This window comes from Saccharibacillus kuerlensis DSM 22868, assembly GCF_000378145.1.
GTDB lineage: Bacteria > Bacillota > Bacilli > Paenibacillales > Paenibacillaceae > Saccharibacillus > Saccharibacillus kuerlensis.
On sequence record NZ_KB899277.1, the window covers coordinates 626581 to 646560 of the forward strand.

The 19980-nt window shown below is 51.0% G+C and carries 12 protein-coding genes and 1 pseudogene; 2 read left to right on the forward strand and 11 right to left on the reverse strand.

From position 1 onward, the window contains the following. Positions 1-91 precede the first annotated feature (91 nt). The 11 genes from F456_RS0102895 to F456_RS0102945 form a co-directional block, all read right to left on the reverse strand. On the reverse strand, positions 92-1447 hold the full coding sequence (locus tag F456_RS0102895) for a glucose-6-phosphate isomerase (protein ID WP_018975504.1): 1356 nt from the start codon (positions 1445-1447) through the stop codon (positions 92-94). 314 nt (positions 1448-1761) lie between these two features. Continuing rightward, positions 1762-3780, reverse strand: coding sequence for a transketolase (gene tkt / locus F456_RS0102900; protein ID WP_018975505.1), 2019 nt, complete (start codon positions 3778-3780; stop codon positions 1762-1764). Between the two features lie 299 nt (positions 3781-4079). Further along, positions 4080-5549, reverse strand: a complete 1470-nt coding sequence (locus F456_RS0102905) for a carboxylesterase/lipase family protein (RefSeq protein WP_018975506.1) — start codon at positions 5547-5549, stop codon at positions 4080-4082. 155 nt (positions 5550-5704) lie between these two features. Further along, positions 5705-6691 (reverse strand): LacI family DNA-binding transcriptional regulator, encoded by a 987-nt coding sequence (locus F456_RS0102910; protein ID WP_018975507.1) that lies wholly within the window; start codon positions 6689-6691, stop codon positions 5705-5707. 100 nt (positions 6692-6791) lie between these two features. Beyond that, the gene (locus F456_RS0102915; RefSeq protein WP_018975508.1) at positions 6792-10145 is read right to left on the reverse strand and encodes a GH36-type glycosyl hydrolase domain-containing protein; all 3354 of its coding nucleotides are present in this window, start codon (positions 10143-10145) and stop codon (positions 6792-6794) included. Between the two features lie 69 nt (positions 10146-10214). Further along, positions 10215-12374 (reverse strand): beta-glucosidase BglX, encoded by a 2160-nt coding sequence (gene bglX / locus F456_RS0102920; RefSeq protein ID WP_018975509.1) that lies wholly within the window; start codon positions 12372-12374, stop codon positions 10215-10217. 328 nt (positions 12375-12702) lie between these two features. Then, entirely contained in the window at positions 12703-14316 is a 1614-nt protein-coding gene (locus tag F456_RS0102925) for a type 2 periplasmic-binding domain-containing protein (RefSeq protein WP_018975510.1), read from the reverse strand. An 85-nt stretch (positions 14317-14401) separates the two neighbouring features. Next, a complete protein-coding gene (locus tag F456_RS0102930; RefSeq protein ID WP_018975511.1) occupies positions 14402-15310 on the reverse strand; it encodes a carbohydrate ABC transporter permease in 909 nt (302 codons plus the stop codon). An 18-nt stretch (positions 15311-15328) separates the two neighbouring features. Further along, positions 15329-16261, reverse strand: a complete 933-nt coding sequence (locus F456_RS0102935; protein ID WP_018975512.1) for an ABC transporter permease — start codon at positions 16259-16261, stop codon at positions 15329-15331. A gap of 198 nt (positions 16262-16459) precedes the next feature. After that, positions 16460-17470 (reverse strand): LacI family DNA-binding transcriptional regulator, encoded by a 1011-nt coding sequence (locus tag F456_RS0102940; protein ID WP_018975513.1) that lies wholly within the window; start codon positions 17468-17470, stop codon positions 16460-16462. Positions 17471-18094: 624 nt separating this feature from the next. Further along, entirely contained in the window at positions 18095-18898 is an 804-nt protein-coding gene (locus F456_RS0102945) for an alpha/beta hydrolase (RefSeq protein WP_018975514.1), read from the reverse strand. A 437-nt stretch (positions 18899-19335) separates the two neighbouring features. On the opposite strand from F456_RS0102945, the gene F456_RS0102950 reads away from it, so the two are divergent. Together F456_RS0102950 and F456_RS0102955 are read left to right on the forward strand one after the other, a co-directional pair. Next, entirely contained in the window at positions 19336-19548 is a 213-nt protein-coding gene (locus tag F456_RS0102950) for a hypothetical protein (RefSeq protein WP_018975515.1), read from the forward strand. Positions 19549-19780: 232 nt separating this feature from the next. After that, positions 19781-19980 (forward strand): annotated as a pseudogene (locus tag F456_RS0102955) (DUF4372 domain-containing protein); the annotation flags it as partial.

Sequence of the window (19980 nt, forward strand, 5' to 3'; positions counted from 1 at the left end):
CGCACTAATACGAATTAACCGGTGGTTATTCTCTTATTAAAACAGGAATTTGCGTTAACGTAAAGATTCATGTCAGAAATATTCCGCGGAATTATTCGGACAGACGCGATTCCAGTTCCGCTTTTTCTTTTTCAAAGCCCGGCTTGCCGAGCAGCGCGAACATGTTCTTTTTGTAAGCTTCTACGCCCGGCTGGTCGAATGGATTAACGCCCAGCAGGTAGCCGCTAATGCCGCAGGCTTTCTCGAAGAAGTATACGAGGTAGCCGAATGTGTAAGGGCTGAAATCCTTGATGTTAACGATCAGATTCGGCACTTGGCCGTCTGTATGCGCCAGCATCGTACCTTGGAACGCCTTCTTGTTGACGAAGTCCATCGTTTTGCCGGCGAGGAAGTTCAGGCCGTCCAGGTCGTCCGGATCTTCTTCGATTGTGATCTGCTCAGATACGTTTTCTACCTGAATGACTGTCTCGAAAATGTTTCGGCTGCCTTCTTGGATGAATTGACCCATAGAGTGCAGATCGGTCGAGAAATCTACGGAAGACGGGTAGATCCCCTTGAAGTCTTTGCCTTCGCTTTCGCCGAACAGCTGCTTCCACCATTCCGATACGAAGTGCAGCGATGGCTCGTAGTTTACGAGGATTTCCGTGCCTTTGCCTTTACGGTACAAAGCGTTACGCACAGCGGCGTACTGGTACGCTTCGTTCTCGGCTACATTAGGGTTCGAGAACTCTTCCGAAGCGTCTGCAGCGCCCTGCATCATGGCGTCGATATCTACACCGGCAGCCGCGATCGGCAGCAGGCCTACAGCCGTCAGTACAGAGTAACGTCCGCCCACATCGTCAGGAATGATGAAGGACTCGTAGCCTTCTTCAGTTGCCAGCTTTTTAAGTGCGCCGCGCTCTTTGTCAGTCGTTGCGTAAATGCGCTTGCGTGCTTCTTCCTTACCGTATTTCTTCTCCAGAGCGGCGCGGAACAGACGGAAAGCGATCGCAGGTTCAGTCGTCGTACCGGATTTGGAAATGACGTTTACGGAGAAGTCTTTACCTTCGATCAGCTGCATCAGATGTGCGATGTACGTCGAGCTGATGCTGTTGCCTGCGAAGAAGACTTGAGGAGTCTTACGCTGGGACTTGTCCTGCACGTTGTAGAACGAGTTCGTCAGCATTTCGATCGCAGCGCGTGCGCCAAGGTACGAACCGCCGATGCCGATTACGATCAGCACTTCGGAATCGCTTTGGATTTTCTCCGCAGCTTTTTTGATTCGTGCGAATTCTTCCTTGTCGTATTCTTTCGGCAGATCGATCCAACCGAGGTAGTCGGAACCTACACCGGTCTTGTTATGCAGCTGTTCGTGAGCGAGTTTGATCGGCTCCGCGAAGTACTCGACTTCATGCTGTCCGACAAATTCGAGCGCTTTGCTGTAATCAAAATAAACGTTTTTGGCCATGGTTAAAAAAACCTCCTCTAAATTTGCTTCTTTTACTGCCGCAATCATCTTGCACGTTTAAACATCCAGAACCAGCATACTGGATTTATTAAGTACTGACAAGCGAGGCAGGGCACACTTCTAACCGAAAAAGCCCTATCTCTGTTCATGCTTATGACATTCTATTACATAAAAAACACCCCTATCGTCATCCGGCCGGAGTCCATTACCGGATGCTCACTTTTGCACGGACGCCGCAGGGGCGGTGAAAAACTCGGGTGTTTCCTTGACCGAAATGATTGGATCAAGCGGTCAAGGATTGATCCCCAAATTTTTTATTTAAGCAGTTCTTTGACTTTGGACACGACGTTTTCCGGCGTGAAGCCGTACTCTTCCATGACCTTGCCACCTGGAGCCGAAGCGCCGAACGTATCGATGCCAAGGATTGCGCCAGCATCACCAACGTAACGCTCCCAGCCGAATGGACTAGCCATTTCCACAGCCAGACGAGCTTTGACATCAGGCAGAATTACGGAATCTTTGTAAGCTTTGTCCTGTTTCTCGAACAGATCCCAGCTTGGCATGCTGACAACGCGAACCTGGATACCTTCTTCCGCAAGTTTGGCTTGTGCTTTAACAGCAAGCTGTACTTCCGAACCTGTAGCAAGAATTTGAGCGGCAGGCTTGCCGTCTTTTGCATCAGATACAACGTAAGCGCCGCGTGTTACGCCTTCCCATGCGCCTTCAACCGAACCTTCGAGGATCGGCAGGTTCTGACGAGTCAGGACCAGAGCAACCGGATTTTCTTTGTTTTGCAGGGAGTATGCCCATGCCGCAGACGTTTCGTTCGCATCCGCCGGACGGATAACCGTAAGGCCTGGAATGATGCGTACGGACGCAAGCTGCTCGATCGGCTCGTGAGTCGGACCGTCTTCGCCGACAGCGATACTGTCGTGCGTCAGTACGTACGTAACAGGCAGTTTCATCAGAGCGGCCAGACGAATCGCCGGACGCAGGTAATCGGTGAATACGAAGAATGTACCGCCGAAGACTTTGATACCGCCATGCAGAGCAATACCGTTCATTGCGCCGGCCATACCGAATTCGCGTACGCCGTAGTAGATATTGCGTCCTGTACGCTCCTGCGGCGTGAATACGGTCACGTCGTTCAGATGCGTCATTGTCGAGCTTTCCAAGTCGGCAGATCCGCCGAACAGCTGAGGCACACGATGTACGACACCGTTCAGAGCTTTACCGGAAGCGACACGTGTCGACATTTCTTTGTCTTCCACTGTGTACTTAGGCAGTTCCTTGTCCCATTCGATCGGCAGTTCGCTGTTGAAAGCCATCTGGAACTGAGCAGCCAGTTCAGGATTTTCCTTCTGGAATTTCTCAAACTGATCGTCCCAGATCTTGTTCGCCAGTTCGCCTTTTTCTTTTACTTTGGCGAAGTGTTCGCGAACTTCGTCAGGTACGTAGAAGTCCTCTTCGTAAACCCAGTTGTAGAATTCTTTTGTCAGCTTGGTTTCGTCGGAACCGAGTGGGGAACCGTGAGTACCCGCATGTCCGCCTTTACCCTGCTTGTTCGGGCTGCCATAACCGATGATCGTTTTTACTTCGATCAGTGTCGGACGTCCCGTATCCATTTTCGCTTCCGCGATTGCTTTGTCGAGCGCATCGATATCGTTGCCGTCTTCAACGCGCAGTACCTGCCAGCCGTAACCGTCAAAGCGTTTAGCAACACTGTCCGTGAACGAAAGCGAAGCTTCGCCGTCCAGCGTAATGTCGTTGGAATCGTACAGCATAATCAGTTTGCCGAGCTGCATATGTCCGGCCATCGAAGCCGCTTCGTGCGAAACGCCTTCCATCAGGTCGCCGTCGCCGCAGATTGCGTATGTGTAATGGTCAATCAGTTTATAGTCGCCTTGGTTATAAACGGCTGCCGTGTGCGCTTCCGCAATGGCCATACCTACTGCCATCGCTACGCCCTGACCCAGTGGTCCGGTTGTCGCGTCTACACCAGCTGTGTGACCGAATTCCGGGTGACCCGGAGTTTTGCTTCCCCATTGACGGAACTGCTTGATCTCTTCCATCGGCAGATCATAGCCCGACAGGTGCAGCAGGCTGTAAAGCAGCATCGAACCGTGGCCGGCAGACAGAACGAAACGGTCCCGGTTAACCCAGTTCGGGTTGGACGGGTTGTGGTTCATCGTTTTAGCGAAAAGCTGGTAGCCCATCGGTGCGGAACCCATTGGCATACCTGGGTGTCCCGATTTTGCTTTTTCGATCGCATCGATCGAAAGGGTACGAATTGTAGCAATCGACAGATCGTCGATTTTGACATTGTTAGCCATATTCTAATATCCTCCTCGGTCGTTTCCGGATAAACGGTAACGGATTGTGAAGACTCCTGTGATCTAGTATATCACTTTGAAACATTCATTTCCATAGCATTCGAAATAAAGCCGGAAATTTGCCGATTTCTCAGGTAAATAACTTGTTTGGCCTTTCTGCCGAAATGCAATTTCACTCCTGTCCACATAGAACTTTACCCGGACTGCCGTCCCGATACTCGCCCACAAAACAATTTGTTCGTACAAATGCATGAAGAACAGGGCAAGCATTTTGCTTAACAGCTATCACACGTTAACGATCAGACATTCAGACCGAACAGCCGCTCTCTCTTCTCGCGTTCCAAATCCTGCACGGACAAAATTTCCGTGCCGAAGATCATTGTAATCCGATTTTCTGCCTCATATCGCTCCCAAGGAAGGGCTGCTGTGGAAGGCTCTCCGGATTTGGCAAACTCCTGCCAGGCGCTGCGCATAGCATCGGATAAATTTTGCATCGCCGGCTCAATCCGTACACCCATGCGCGGCAGCAGAACCAGATTCCCGAACACAAACGGAATTTCGGCGGCATGTACCGCTTTACCGAAAAATGGATGATTCGAAAGCGACCAATCGAAGCGGTACATCCATACCGGAGCGTGCGCCGACTGCGCTTCCGCAAAAATCAGGGCTGAACGCCAGAAATACAAATCCGTCATCATTCCAGCCTGACCCTCGATGGAGGATGGGTATCTGTTGATCCATTCCTCCGCATTGTCCAATCCGGTCAGTCTATGCAGCATGCCGGCGAATGCTTCCGGATCCATGCGCTGCGACTCGTCCCGTAGGAAAAATGCGCCTTCGTCGCGATTTGTTCCGATAATCAGCGGAATGCCTGCGGCAGATCCTTCGGATACGGCCTGCACCGGGTCGACAGGCAGCGTCGAAGGTTCCAGTGTGGGCTGGAACGGAAGACCCGGCGAGCCGCCTTCCGCTCCTTGCATTAATGCGGCTGCCGCGCTCAGAAGCTCTTGCACCGACGCCGATTTAAGACGATCCAGACTGCCTCCGTCTACACCAAGATAGCGCAGATAAGCGGCTGCCACGCCTTCGGCCTGAGCCGGAGCCAGATACTGTGAGCCTCCGCTCTGCATCACGGCTTTGTGAAACAGTCCCTTGGCAGACGGCATTGCCAGCAGCGCCGCAATGCTCATTGAACCCGCCGACTCGCCGAACACCGTCACATTATCCGGATTGCCGCCGAAAGCCCCGATGTTCTCCCGAATCCATTTCAGTGCAAGCACCTGATCGGATAACCCCGTATTGGAATCGAATTCTTCTCCAAGCGGAGAAAGATGCAGGAATCCCAAAGGTCCCAACCGGTAATTGATCGATACGACGATACAATTTCCACGGAAGGCCAACTGCGCACCATCATACAGCGGAATACTGGATGAACCCGACATAAAAGCCCCGCCGTGAATCCAGACCATAACAGGTAGTCCCGTCACATCGTCTTCGGGTGCCCATATGTTCAGATACAAGCAGTCCTCCGACATCTCCGCCATGCCCGAACCGAACAACGATGTGTCTTCAGACTGAGGCTGCGGACAAATCGGACCGAACGTCAGCGCATCCCGAACGCCATTCCAAGCTTCAGCAGGCTGTGCCACCCGAAAGCGAAGTTCACCCACGGGTGGGCGGGCATAGGGTACCCCTTTCCATGATACGGCTCCATTTGCCGCCGATCCTCGAAGTTTCCCCTGCTTGGTATCAATCATTTTATATTCCATCGTTTCTCCTGCCTTTCCCGCATCAAACGACTTATGTTTATTCTTTCTCTTCCATTTAAACACAGAGCGCAGGAGCGGTTCAAACCATTGGCCTTTCCTAATGACATTGAAAAAAGGTGTCCTTCTCTTGAAAGGACACCCAATCGAATGCGTTTTCAATTAACCGAATCTTCAACATTCAGCGTTCCGACCGAACCGCCCTCGATCAACTTGATCTGCATGCGTTCGTGCTCGACCGACTCGCCGGCCAAAATCTTGAGCAGATGCTCCGCTGCCGCCGCCCCCCACTTAGTCCGGGAATAATCTACGGTTGCCAATCTGGGCTGCAGGTACTTGGCCAGCTCGATATTATCAAAGCCGATCAGATGCACCTGCTCGCCGACACGAAGTCCGGTATCGGTCAGCACATTGCAGATTCCGACAGCCATCTCATCGTTCAGACAGAACACCGCCACCGGCTCTTTGTACTCCTCGATAATTTGTTGTGCGGCGACCTCTCCACCTTTTTTCTCAAAATTGCTTTGGATCTCGGTAAGTATCAAGTCCGGTCGTTCCGCCGCCATCTGCCGCACAACAGCCAGCCGTTGATTTGAGTCGTAAGAATCTTCCGGTCCTGTAACCACATACATTCTGCGGTGTCCCCGCTCAAGCAAATAGTTCATTGCTGCCGCCGCACCAGCTTGATTGTCCAGCAGCACACGATTAATATTCGGATGAATCAGCTCGCGGTCCATGACAACAATCCGATGACCGCGATCCGCGTAACGTAGAATCTCTTCGCTGTCGAATCCCGAATCGAGAATGATCGCACCGTCGATCATCCGCTCGGGCAGCATACGATGCGATTGAATACCACTGCAGACGATCATATCGTAGCCTTCCCGATTCAGCACATTTTTGACGCCGTCGAGCAGATCGCCGTAGACTTCACCGCGAAAATCGGTCAGGAACACGCCGATGATACGGGATTCTCGCTTCTTCAGCGTGCGTGCTGCGGCGTTAGGTACATAATTCAGTTCTTCCGCAATAGCCAAAATGCGCGCGCTCGTCTCGTCCGTCACCTTGCTGCTTCCGTTTAACGCATAAGACACTGTCGAAATCGATACTCCCGCTCTCTTGGCGATATCCTTGATACTTACCAATCCACTCGCTCCCCTGTCTGGTTGCCTTTTTTCTTATTATATCCATCTAACAGACAACGAAGGCGATCCGTCAAGATCGCCTTGTGTTTTTCGACAAATTTTATACAAAAATTTCAACAATATTGATTTCTTTTACAGCGGCAGCTTCAAACTCGGCCCGCCTGATGCGTACTCCGCCTTCGCGATAGCGATTGTCTCCGGCTCTTTCGCCGATCTCTTGACCGTTAAGCTTTACCATTCCGGACTTCCCGGTACCGATCCGGTATACAAAGGTCGCCGGAGTACCGCCATAGCTAAAATCGAAGTGCACTCCATTCAGTGAATCCGGCAGTACCGGATCGACGATCAGATCGCCGCCCTCCTGACGAATGCCCAGTACACTGCCGATCAGTTGGTTCATGTAGATCCCCGGGCCGCTGGAATAGATTCTCCATCCTCCCTTGACCGCAGCTTTCCCGCTTTTCAATTCGCCGAAGCGCTCCTGCGCTTCGTAACGGTTGTTGAACTTGCCATCCGAGCTGCTGAAATAGGCATTGCTCTGTCGCAGCTCCGCATTGGGCACAACGTCCTTAATGCCGACCGGATTAATCATCGCCAATCCATTCCAGGTCTCGTCCGTCCGGCCCAACTTTGCCATCGCTTCGACATAACGGATATGAGCATGCACATACTGAAGCCCAATTTCCCTGCCAAAATTCGAAGCCTGCTCGGCACGTTTGAAATGTGTGCTTACGCCGCCTTCGTACTGTGCGGGACGATTCATCAAACGTACGCCATCCGGACAGAAAAATTCGCGTTTGATCAGCTCATAGTGCGACTTCGCCTGCTCCGGTTCGAGCAGTTCGGCGATCATGCTGCGTGTCATCGGCAGCAGACGGTAAGCGATCCCCGTTTCCTTGTCGCTTGGATGCAGCATCGCTTTGGGCTTGTCGGCTTCTTCCATATAGACGAAGCCCGGAATGACATCCGTATTCAGCATATAGCGGCCAAAGTCGGCGCGAATCCCCTCCGCAAGTTGAGCCAATTCTTCTGCAAACGCAGCATCCTTCTCCCGAATGGCACCGGACAGCACATTTACAGCCTGGTAGGTCAGCGCAACCGTCCAACTGCTAACCATGTACTGCTTGAGCTGTGCATTTGCCGGCTGAAGCGTATCGTCCCAATCGCCGTCTCCGTAGGAAGACAGGAACGTATCGTGCAGGAAGTGCTCTTTAATATAGGAAATTTCTTTTTTGGCATGATCCAGCACCGTAAACTCTTTCTTCGTAAATCCAAATTCATGCTTAACGGTGTACGGGACTTTTTCATCCAGAATGCTGAAGTCGCGTGTCGTTTTCAAATAATCGGCCAGAACTTTAAGCGGCCAGACGATAATGTCTCCATGGCTCTCCTCCTGCTGAATCGCAAAGTAGTTGTCGAACATGAACCACTGCGGCCATGCACCGTCGTCTTCGTATTGATGCGAATACACGGTCTTTAGAATGTCTTTGACCTGTCCATATTTCTGCGTGGCCATAAAGTATTCGACCGGGCCTTGGCAAACGTCGCGCGTTCCCCAAGCCGCACCGCCATACTGTTCAAGACCGTGCGGAGAGGAATAGTGAACGAGCATATTGTGCGTGTACCACCAGGCGAGCGCATTGACTTTGAACAGCTCCCCACCGGTACCGCTTCCGCTCTTCGAGAGGCGGAATCCGTTCATGACATCCCGGTAAAATTCGCGGTATTTGACGATTTCGTCTTCCAGGGAACGTTGGACAAAAGGAATGTCGGCTCCGTCCAGCAGTCCCTGAATCGTCATCGTCCATTCCGTGCTCGGTTCAACCGTCAGCGTCACCAAGGAAGCGTCGCCGGAAAGAATACCGTTTGCCAGTATCGACTCGTCGCCGACCGATACTTTTGCGCCGTCTACTTTCAAGCGGTACGCCAGTTCCGGATAAGCATTCGCACTCAGCGAAGCCGAATCGGCCGTAAATGTCAGAACGCCGGCTTGTTCGGTCATATGCAGCGGGAATTCAAATTCATTTACATTCATTGTGATCTGCGTCGTGACCAAATAACGGTACGCCCTACCGCTCTTCGAGCGGACCGTCAAGCGCACTTCAGGACTATCGACAGTTGTGTAAGTCGTGACGAAAATCGTTTCTCTTTCCGTCTTGTACGTCCAGCGCGCGTAATTGAAGCCGATCTCGAACAGCGACGGCATCGTCAGCAGACGGTATACCCCGTCCATTTCAATGTAAACACGCTGTCCGGCCGTTTTTGGAATATTCAGCGCATTGCGCGCATTACTCATCATTTTATTGAAGTTAGTGTTGCCGAGTACAAGCTGCGAATTGAATATGCCGTACATGTATGCGGTTGTCGCCATTACCGGTACACCAAACGTCACATTACCGCCGCTCATCAGGATATGGCCGTGCGGACGCTCGACAAGCCGTTCTTTTTCCTTCAATACAATATGTTCGTAAGTATCCGTGAAAAAGGCCAGCAGTTTGCCGTTCTCCCGCTCTTCCTGATAGCGCTCCGGAAACTGCTCCGCAACTTCTGCTTCCGTCAAATCCAGCGTTTGCAGCGGTTCGCCGATATGGGCTTTGAGCGACACTTCAGGCAGTGCTTGCAGCTTCCCGATAGGCTCCGCTTCGTAAGCTTCCCAGGCTGTCTGAATCTCGTCCGCAAACTGAAGCGCTGTAATCGCTGAAGGATGATCCCCACGGTACAAACCATAGAAAACAAAACGTTCTTCACCGCTCAGTGTTACCATTTCCGATTGAAGCGCCGTGTAGGCGAACTCGTATTGGTAGACTTCGTTTGCCAGCTGGCTGCGGCCGAGCGACTCCGGCACGTTACTTTCCTTGTAGGACTGGCCGAAAAACTGGAAGCCGTCGGTCGAGTAACCGGAAGCGCGCGTCAGCGAGCCCTGCTGCATATAAGGAAATGTTCCGCCCTGCGGTTGATTCTGACGGGAACAGACGACATAGCCCTTATGCTTGTCTTCGAAAACTGCATGATCGATATACTGCGACAAGTAAGCTTCGTTGCTGCGTACCGCACCGGGCTCGGCATTCCCTATATCTTGACCGTATACGATGTCGATGCTGACGCCTTCACCGCGTGTCTTTACATCCCAGAACCATACATCCTGTTCCGTTACCGCGAATGTCACTGTATACTCGATGTTTTCCGCGCGTCCTTCCCAGACGATACGCTGATTGCCGCGGCTCACTTTGCTCCCGGAACGAATACCGATCAGCGGGTAAAAGGAAATTCCGGACTCTCTGTGAATACGCAGGTACAGATTGTTCAGCGAACCGTCGAGTGGAGAAGACAACAGCTGGTTCAGCATCGTACTGCCGCCCAGCGCCTGATACAGGTCGCCGCTCGGCCAGAAAGTAAAGTTCAGGCTTCCGGCCTGTACGCTGAATTTCAAGTTCGGATTTGCTATGGTCGTCATAAATGCATTCACTCCTATTTCAATCAGTTTGTGATCGCCTTGAATGGTTTAGCATGATGGGTCATCGCTTCAAACCAATCTGAAAAAATCGTTCAACGTATCCCTGCTGCTGCGGCCGACAAAAACTTCAAATTGTCCGGGATCGCTCCTGAAGCTTAAGTCCGAATGGTGATACCGCAGCTGCTCTTCGTTTAGAGTGAATACGGCGGTGCCGCGTTCGCCCGGAGCAAGCTCCAGTTTGACGAAACTTTTCAGCTCGCGCACCGGACGCACTACGTCGCCCGCGATATCGCGGACATACAGCTGTACCGTTTCTGTTCCCGTCCGATCTCCCGTATTGGTTACATTTACGCTGATGACAATCGGAGAATCTGTCGTCATTTTCTTCGAAGAAAGCTTCAAATCATCGTAGTCGAATGTTGTATACGATAAGCCGAAGCCGAAAGGCAGCAGCGGTTCGTTCGGAGCATCCAGATACTGCGATACGTAGCGCACTTGGGCATCGGGAGCTCCTTTGGGGCGACCGGTATTGAAGGGGTTGTAATATACCGGTACCTGACCAACAGAGTACGGAAACGACATCGTTAGCCGCGCCGATGGATTGACGGCACCGATCAGAATGTCGGCTACCGCAGCCCCGCCTTCGCTGCCCGGGAACCAGGCTTCGACGACCGCACCGACTTGGTCGTATACGCCGTGCAGATCGAGCGGGCGCCCGTTGAACAGAACGGCCGCAGTCGGCTTGCCCATCTCCGCGATGCGGGCTGTGAGTTCAAGCTGGATTCCCGGCAGACGAATATCTGTCCGGCACCCGGCTTCGCCGCTCATCTCTGACGCTTCGCCGAGCGCCAATACAATCACATCGGCGGAAGCCGCGGCTTCCAGCGCTTCGCGCAGCTGTTCTTCCGTGCCTTCTTCGATGCCGCAGCCTTCTGCTATATTTAGGCTGCCGCGGAGCCTCTCGGTCAATGCGTCGTTCAGCTTCACGGCGTCTTCGGTCGATCCGCTCCACGACCAGGGACCCAGGAGATCTCCGCTTTGAGCGAATGGACCGATCAGGACCACGCGAGCGTCCGGATTAAGGGGCAGCACTCCTTCATTTTTCAGCAGTACGGTCGACTTGGCCGCCAACTCGTAAGCTGCTGCACGATGCTCCGGGCTGAATACGATTTCTGTCTCGCGCTTGGGGCTTGCTCCCCGGTACGGGTTGTCGAACAATCCCAGCTTGTTCTTAAGCTGCAAAATGCGAAGCACAGCTTCGTCGATCAGCCCCTCGTCCACGCGTCTGCTGCGCACCAATTCCGGCAGCTCATGCACGTAGCAGGCGGTCATCATTTCGATATCCACTCCTGCCCGAATCGCACGATAAGCCGCTTCGCGCTCATCCTCCGCTGCCCCGTGCGGGATCAATTCCTTGACGGCACCCCAATCGGAGATCAATACACCTTCGAAGCCCCATTCTTCGCGCAGCAGGCTGCGCATCAGCTTTTCGTTGGCACTGGCCGGTATGCCGTCGACCGTGTTGAACGAGGTCATGACCATCTCGCAGCCTTCTTCCAGTGCGGCTTGGTAAGCGGGCAGGTAATACTCGCGAAGCTGGCGTTCGGAGAGATCGACCGTGTTGTAGTCACGGCCGGCTTCCGATGCTCCGTAAGCGGCAAAATGCTTGACACAGGCTGCGACCCGCTCGGTCTCTTTCGTCAGATCCTTGCCCTGAAAACCATGGACAAAAGCCCGGGCGAACAAGCTGTTCAGATACGGATCTTCGCCTGTCGACTCCATTACACGGCCCCAGCGCGGATCGCGCACCAGATCGACCATTGGCGCGAAGGTTACGTGCACACCGGAGACGGCCGCCTCGCGTGCTGCAATTTCCGCGCTTTTCTCGGCCAGCTCCGTATCCCAGGAGCAGCCGATCGCAAGCGGTACGGGAAAAATCGTTTTGAATCCGTGTACAATGTCCGCCATAAACAGCAGCGGGATGCCATGCGGATTTTTTTGCAAATGTGCCTTCTGTACGGCGATCGCTCCGGCAGCTCCCGCATAGCCAAGAATGGAGCCGCTGCTCGCAACCGTCTCTTCCGTAATTCCCATTGCTTCAAGAGGGCCGGTAATCTGACCACCTTTGTCCGCTCCTTCGTAGAAGGGGGCAGCAAGTTGAATCAGTTGGGCGACTTTCGCTTCGAGCGTCATCGCGCCGAGCAGGTCGAGAAGCTGCTGATTGTCCATAACGAGTCCTCCAAGCTTTAAAATTCAAGTATATGTTCAATTCATTTTCTTCAACTAATTTTTAATAAAGTTCAGGTTGAAAAGCTTGAAAATGCCGGTTGGCTTTCTCCTTGTTTCAGGATTTTGCACAATTGTCGGGAATATAAGGTTTAGGAATCAATTATGCAAATTCCTCATTTAGAAAATAAACCGATGCTGATTGATACCGGCCATAAAGAAGAGAAACCCGGTTCGTGCGGAAGTTCCGCGCGCACCGGGTTTGGCATACGGCCGGGCCTGTAGGCAGGGTACCGTCCAGACCCGGGTTTACGAATGAGGAATGACGCTTTTACTGCGCAAATTCGTTGTTCAGCTCTTCGATGACCGGCTGTACCAGCGACTGCTTGCTTTCCACCCATTTTTTCCAATTCTCCTCAAGGTCTCCCGCTTGGAGAATCAGGTTCGCGTATTCGGTCGCATAATCGAAGTTCGCCTGATCTTTCGATCTGGACGTGTACAGCTGGAAGTCCCAATCATAGACAGCCATTTCTCCGCCTTCGGTACTCAGTGCCGCTTTCTCTTTGTACAGTTCAACCGAACGATCGCGGAATTCTTTTTTAATCGAAGGATTGATGACACTGAAGTCGTCTCCTAGGACATAGAGACCTTCGAAGCGGCCCGGATATTTGTCTTCCAGCGTTGTACCTTCCGGCAGCAGGCTCACAAGCTCGCCATTTTCTTCCTTCCAGTCTTCGCCTTCAAAGCCCAAATTCAGAATGCGCTGCGCCTCTTCCGATACGGAATATTCGATCATATCCATGATGCGTTCGAATTTCTCCTGAGAAATATCCGGAGAGAATACAAGCGACGACCAGAAGTTAACCTGCTCTAGATTGCGATATTTGCCGTCTTCGCCCAGAATCAGCGCTTCATGTACCACTTCGCTGCTGTCCAGGTCGAGGTTCTTTTTCATTGCATTGTCCATATCTTGTCTGTAGGAAGCCAAGCCGCCCAGACCCGCAATTGCGGAAATTCCCGTTACTTTGAATGCGTCGCCGCCTTCGCTATTTTTCCAAGTGTAGAATTCAGGATCCAACAGACCTTCTTTGTACGCCTGCTGCATCAATTTCAGACCTGTCAATGTCGATTCATCGGCTGGACCCCAAGTATACTTGCCGTCCTCGCCTTTATAGAAAGCCGATTCCACGCGTGCATGTTCGTTGTTAGCCATTACGAAACCGGTCAGCAGATCCCCGGCGTTGAACGACATCGGAATCAAGCGGCTGCCGACTTTGCCCGGATCTTGTTCTTTAACCAGCTTCGCATATTCCATCAGCTCGGTTACCGTATAAGCATCTTTCAATTCAAACCCTACCGCTTCTGCCCAGTCTTTGCGCAGTGCGATAACGCCGATTTGGTTCAGCAGCGGATCGGCCGGTTGGTTTTGGAAGTAGACCGGTTTAGGCAGTACGTAAGTTCCGCCCACTTTTTCTTCCAGACGCTCGCCGAGACCTGTGGAAGCATAAGCTTTAGCCGTTTCGGGCCAACGCTCTTTCCAATCATCCGGGAACTTGTAGAACAATCCCTGATCGATGTACTTCACTGCGTCACCTTGAACGTAGTTCCAACTTGCAAAATCCGTCATCTCGCCGGAGTTGATCCACAGACGCATTTTCTCCGGCCATGAATCCCAGTCAATGTAGTTGTAATCCCAAGTAATATTGAATTTGTCGGTAAAGTATTTGTGGAACTTGTCGTTCATATCGGCCTTGGACGGATCGGTTACGCTGGCATACGAGATGGTCAAATTATTTTTGTACGTACCATCCTCGTTTTTCTCGTCCGCAGTTCCCGCTGCCGACTCGCTCGAACCGCCGCCCGAGCAGGCTGTCACCAGCACCATCATTACAGACAATGCAAGAAGAAAAAGCGCCTTGACCGAAAACATTTTGTTCACTTTCATGTGTGTACCCCCATTTTCGTTTGGATTTTGCAAGCCCGATCTTTACCCCGTGTAAAACTTTGTATCGTGTTGTTATATTGTATCTTCAGGTCTTGATAGCCCCTGTTAATACCCCTTTAGCGAAATGCTTCTGCAGCAGCGGGAAGAATGCCATGATCGGAATGATCGTTACGAACACCGCTGCCATTTTCATGCCCGTCGAGAAGGACTGCGCCACACCTTGACCGACGCTTGTTGCGTTGGAGGCATTGGTTTGCGATTCGACGATAATCGCCCGCAGCACGTTCTGCAGCGGAAGCTGCTCAGCTTTGCGAAGGAAGATCATCGCATCGTACCAGCTGTTCCAGAATGCCACGCCATAGAACAGGGCAATCGTCGCCATAATTGGCGCGGCCAGCGGCAGTACGACGGAAACAAGAATTCTCCATTCGCCGGCACCGTCGAGTCTTGCCGATTCCATCAGCGATTCCGGCAGCCCTTGGAAGTAATTCATCATCAGAATCATATTGAATACACTGAAGCTTCCAGCCAAAATAACCGCCCACAGCGAACCAGTCAGATTAAGATCTCTCATAACCAGATACAGCGGCACGATGCCTCCATTGAAGATCATCGTGAACAGCACAAGGAAGAAAATCGGCTTTTTGCCCGGAAAGCTGGGACGACTGAGACCGTAAGCCATGCTGACTGTAAGAAATAAACTTAATGGAAGACCGGCCGCCATCAGTTTGATCGTGTTCCAGTACCCCGTAATAATACTGCCGTCCGCGAACAGCGCTTTATAAGAAGCCAATGTCGGGTCTTTCGGCCACATGAGCAGCGGATTTTCCGCATATTCCCGCTGGGTTGCGAAAGAAATCATGATCACGTTCCAGAAAGGAATCAGAATCGACAGCGCGCCGAGAGTCAGCACAATGAAGATGAAAATATCGAGTCCGGTTACTCTGTCTGTACTGAATTTGTTTTTTTTTGTTTTTCTCGCCAAAGTACTCATGGATTGCGTTCTCCTTTCTTATCGGAACAGGCCGTCTCCACCCATCCACTTCGCCGCTCTATCGGCAAGCAGCAGCAGAATCATGTTCACAATGGAACGGAACAAGCTGACTGCAGTCGAGAACGAGAAGTCGGTCGAAGATTGGAACGTGATCCGGTAGATGTATACGTCGAGTACCTGCGATACATTCTGCGTTGCGGCATTCGCCAAGTTGAAGATCTGGTCGAAGCCGGAAGACATCAGTCCGCCTACCGACAGGATAAACATGATGGTAACCGTCGGCATGATGTTCGGAAGCGTGACCCGGAACATCTGCTGCAGCCGGGTTGCGCCATCGATCTGCGCCGCCTCATACTGCTCTTGGTCGATCCCCGAGATGGCGGCCATGAATACGATCGCTCCCCAGCCGGTCGACTTCCAGATATCCGTTAGGATAATCATCGGATAGAAGTTCTGCTCCGAACCGAGGAAGTTGATTGTCGAAAATCCGAACAAAGCTAGGAAGCTGTTGACCAGGCCGTCATAGGCTAGAACGTTGATGATGATGCCCGATACAATAATCCAGGACAGGAAGTGCGGGAACGTGAACGCAGTTTGCAGCGCTTTTTTGTAACGTCGCATCCGCAGTTCGTTCAGCAGCAGCGCAAGCAAAATCGGAAACGGGAAGGTAATGAACAGCTTGATAATGTTGATATAGAGAGTACGCCAGACCGCATCGGCAAACGCCGGATCGCGAAATACGTATTTGAAGTTCTCCATTCCGATCCATTCACTGCTCCAAATCCCGTCGTTGGCACGGTATTCCTTAAATGCCAGCGATAAACCGCCCATTGGCAGATAGGCAAACAGAAACAGCCAAATCAAGCCGGGAATGAGCAGGGTATAAGTCATTCTGTACTTCCAGATTTCGACGAACAGCCTTTTGAATTTTGATTCTTCCCCTTTGGACATGCCTGAGGACGCAGCTGTGGGTTTCACATGACATCTCCTCACTCTACTTAGGTTTGGTGAATCGTTTCGATTGACGTCAAATGAAAAGCCGTCATCGAACGGACGGTTTCAGCAAGCGCTTACTTATTTGAGTGGTCAAAAGAACGTACGGAACTTGCTTCAATCGCGTGGCTAATACTGTGCCCTGCTTGCGACTGATCAATTGATTTTACGACTGGAACCTCGCTTGACGAGCATGGATTCGAATACCACATGCCGATTCGCTGTCTCTCCTCCGATCAGATCAAACAAAATCTCAATGCTGACGTGAGCCATTTCAACGCCAGGCTGGCTGATCGTATCCAGCGACGGGTGATAATACTCTGCCATTTCAATCCCGTCAAAGCCTACGATCGAAATATCGCCCGGAATCGATAATCCCGAAGAGAGCACCGCTTTTGCAGTACCGATTGCAATCGCGTCCGACGCGGAGAACATTGCCGTTATGCCGAGGTTTTTGTTCATCAACCGCTTGGCAGCCGCAAAACCGGAACTTGGCGCATACTCGCAATCTTCAACAAGCGCCGGATCGTATTCGATTCCGTGCTCTTCAAGCGCTTTTTTGTAGCCCAGCAGCCTGCGGCTGCCGATTGTATTTTCCTTGAAAGGAAAGCGAGCTAGGAAACAAATGTTTCGATGCCCCAATGAAATCAAATAATTCGTTGCCCGATAAGCGCTCTGCACATCATCAATCGATACGCTCGAATACACGGACGGATCAACATCCTTAAGCGTTGTAATCGTAGTCAAGACGAACGGAACTCCAAGCTGCCGGAATTCTTCTTCGGAGTGATCGTACGTTCCTCCCATGAAGATAATGCCGCACAGATTTTTCTCCTTGATCAACTGCATCGCTGCGGCAATCTCATCGACTCCGTCCTCCACATGCTGGATCATCAACGGATAACCTCTTAGGTGGACTTGGCGCTCCACTTCCTTCATCATATTGCCGAAAAAAGGATTCGAAATACCTTTGACCATCAGTGCAATCATGTTGGACTGTGTTTTTTTCAAATTGCGGGCATTGCTGTTAGGAACATAATTGTACTGCTTGACTACAGCCAGCACTTTGGCGCGCGTGGTATCGCTGACGACGCCGCTGTTATTGAGCACTCTGGATACGGTAGATATGCCCACACCGGAAATTTTGGCAATGTCTTTAATATTCATTTTATTTGCCGCTTCACCTCGGTTATGAATCGACTGATTGAAGCATCCATAAGCCGATCCCTTTCAGTTTTCATCATTCATAGGAAACGTTTCCTCTATTCAGTAAACGCTTTCTTACTTAATCGAATCGTTTCGATACACATCATAAACCTGAATATTGGAAGTGTCAACATCCTTTTTTTTGAAATTCAACTTTCTAAAACACGTAATCCGCCATGCTCCAGTCATTTTGGGATCAAAGCGTGATCATATAAAATTTTATTATAAAGTAAGCGTTGTCATTTTGTTGCTGTTTTGTTTTTCTAAAGGATTAAAAAGCTCATATTAAATCTTTCAGTGTGTTTATAGGAAACGTTTCCACATATTTTCGTCTTTCTGACAATTGCTGTTTGTGCCGCTTGTTCTCTTCTTATGCTTCTTAATAAAGGAAACGTCTTATCCCATTTTTCTTGTTTGTTCAGTTGGATTGCTGCTTCAGCGGCGAAGAACGTTCCGTTCCCTTTAGACAGCGCAAAACAGCCGGAGCAGCATCACTGTCCGGCTGTTTATAATTTCTTGATGCTAAATTCTTATTCGGTATTCGTACTTACATCCTTATAAAAACCTAATTGTCTTTCTGACAAATTAGACTTCGGATGTAAATCCGTTCAAGCGCAGCCAAGACGCGCACTCTTCAGTCCAACGCCGAACGTGGTTGTCCCCTTCAGCCATTCCCATACCATGACCGCCAAGCGCATACACATGCAGATCGAACGGAACACCGCTGCGTCCCAGCGCTGACGCGAACAGCAGGCTGTTTTCTACAGGTACAAGGCCGTCTTCGGACGTGTGCCATAGGAAAGTCGGCGGCGTATCGCTTGTAACATTGCGTTCGCTGCAGAGCGCTTCGATTTGTTCTGAAGAAGCATCCGCTCCAAGCAGGGCGATACGGGATCCGGCATGCGTGTAGGGTTCATGCAGCGTGATGACCGGATAGCACAGCATCAGCAGATCCGGACGGCTGGAGCCGCGTTCGATAGGATCGGCCGCTTCCGGCATTCCGGCATCGTACAAAGTTCCGGCTGTCGAAGCCAAATGCCCCCCTGCCGAGAAACCAAGTACACCGATCCGCTGAGGATCAATACCGAATTCAGGCGCGCGGTGGCGCACCGTACGCACGGCGCGTTTAACGTCGGAGAGCGCATTCGGATAACGGTAAGGTGCTACACGATAGCGAAGCACAAAGGCCGATATTCCCAGCGTATTCAGCCACAGGGCAATCGGTTCTCCTTCATGATCCGCGCGAAATTCATAACCTCCTCCCGGACATACAATGACGGCTGCACGATTATCCCCTTCTACCAAATAGGGAAAAATTGCAGGTACATCTTCATCGCTTATTCCAAGTGCATGGGGAGCACCTTCCGGCCATAATATTATGGGATTCATTCGTTCATCCTCCTATGGATCGCTTCTGCGCCGTTTTGCGGCCTGCTGCGGAACAGAAACGTTGATTTCGTTTCTGTTCGCGGCTTACCGGAAGCAGAAACATTATTTACGTTTCTGTTCGCGGCTTACCGGAAGTGAAACGTTGGTTTACGTTTCCACTTCGCGGCTTACATTTCCCATTATACGCTTTGGAGAATGTAGCGAAAGGGGTTTCGGAAAATATGTGCTGTTCCGTTAATTACGAATCCCTTATAGAAAAACTGCCATTTCCAAAAATTTGTTGAGCTATATATATGCCACGGTAAACCATAAAAATCGGGAAGTGTTCAAAGCCGTCGACTTTCAAAATTGAACGCTGTCCTCCTCTTCTTCTTTCTGTGTTAAAATGATTGAACTATGCCGTAAAAAAAGCTTAATTGCAGACAGGGAGGAACCTCATGGCCACCAATCGCAGGCTCGAAAGCGAGCTGGATTTCCAAGAAGCGATGGATCAAGAACGAACCATCCGTGTGTTTCGTGATGACGAAATGATCAATGCCGGCGGCCTGATTATCCGCTTTGATGACTCGATGATCGCCGTCCAATCAAGCGTCAGCGATCTCGACTATTATGACCGTCAAACTTGCGAATTTTATGAATTGAGAAGATAGTTTGGGAGAGTCCGAAATAGCTGCAAATATGCAGTTAAATGAGCGTCAGATCAACTTTATCTTGAAATAAGTGCGTGGATACAATTATTTATTCAATAAATGAAGCGTTGGAGAAAAAAGCGATCATTTAATTGTATCAGCGTAGGCCTGTTGATTAACCAAAAAATAGCAAAAAGGACGCCTGTTTGTTAAGCTGTTTGTACCCCTACAAACATCGAAACGAGGCGACCTCATGACAAAGTCTACGACATTCTCGAGTGTTCTGCAAACTGTATTTCCCCGCGAGCAAATCGAAGAGTTGCTCGCGGAAATCGGCTATGTCGATGTGGCTCGGAAGTTCACCGGTTACGATTTGTTTCTGTTTTTGGCTGAAGCGGCTTTGCAGCAGTGGAAGGGGTACCGGGATGCCGAACCGCGTCTGGCCGCCAGCGG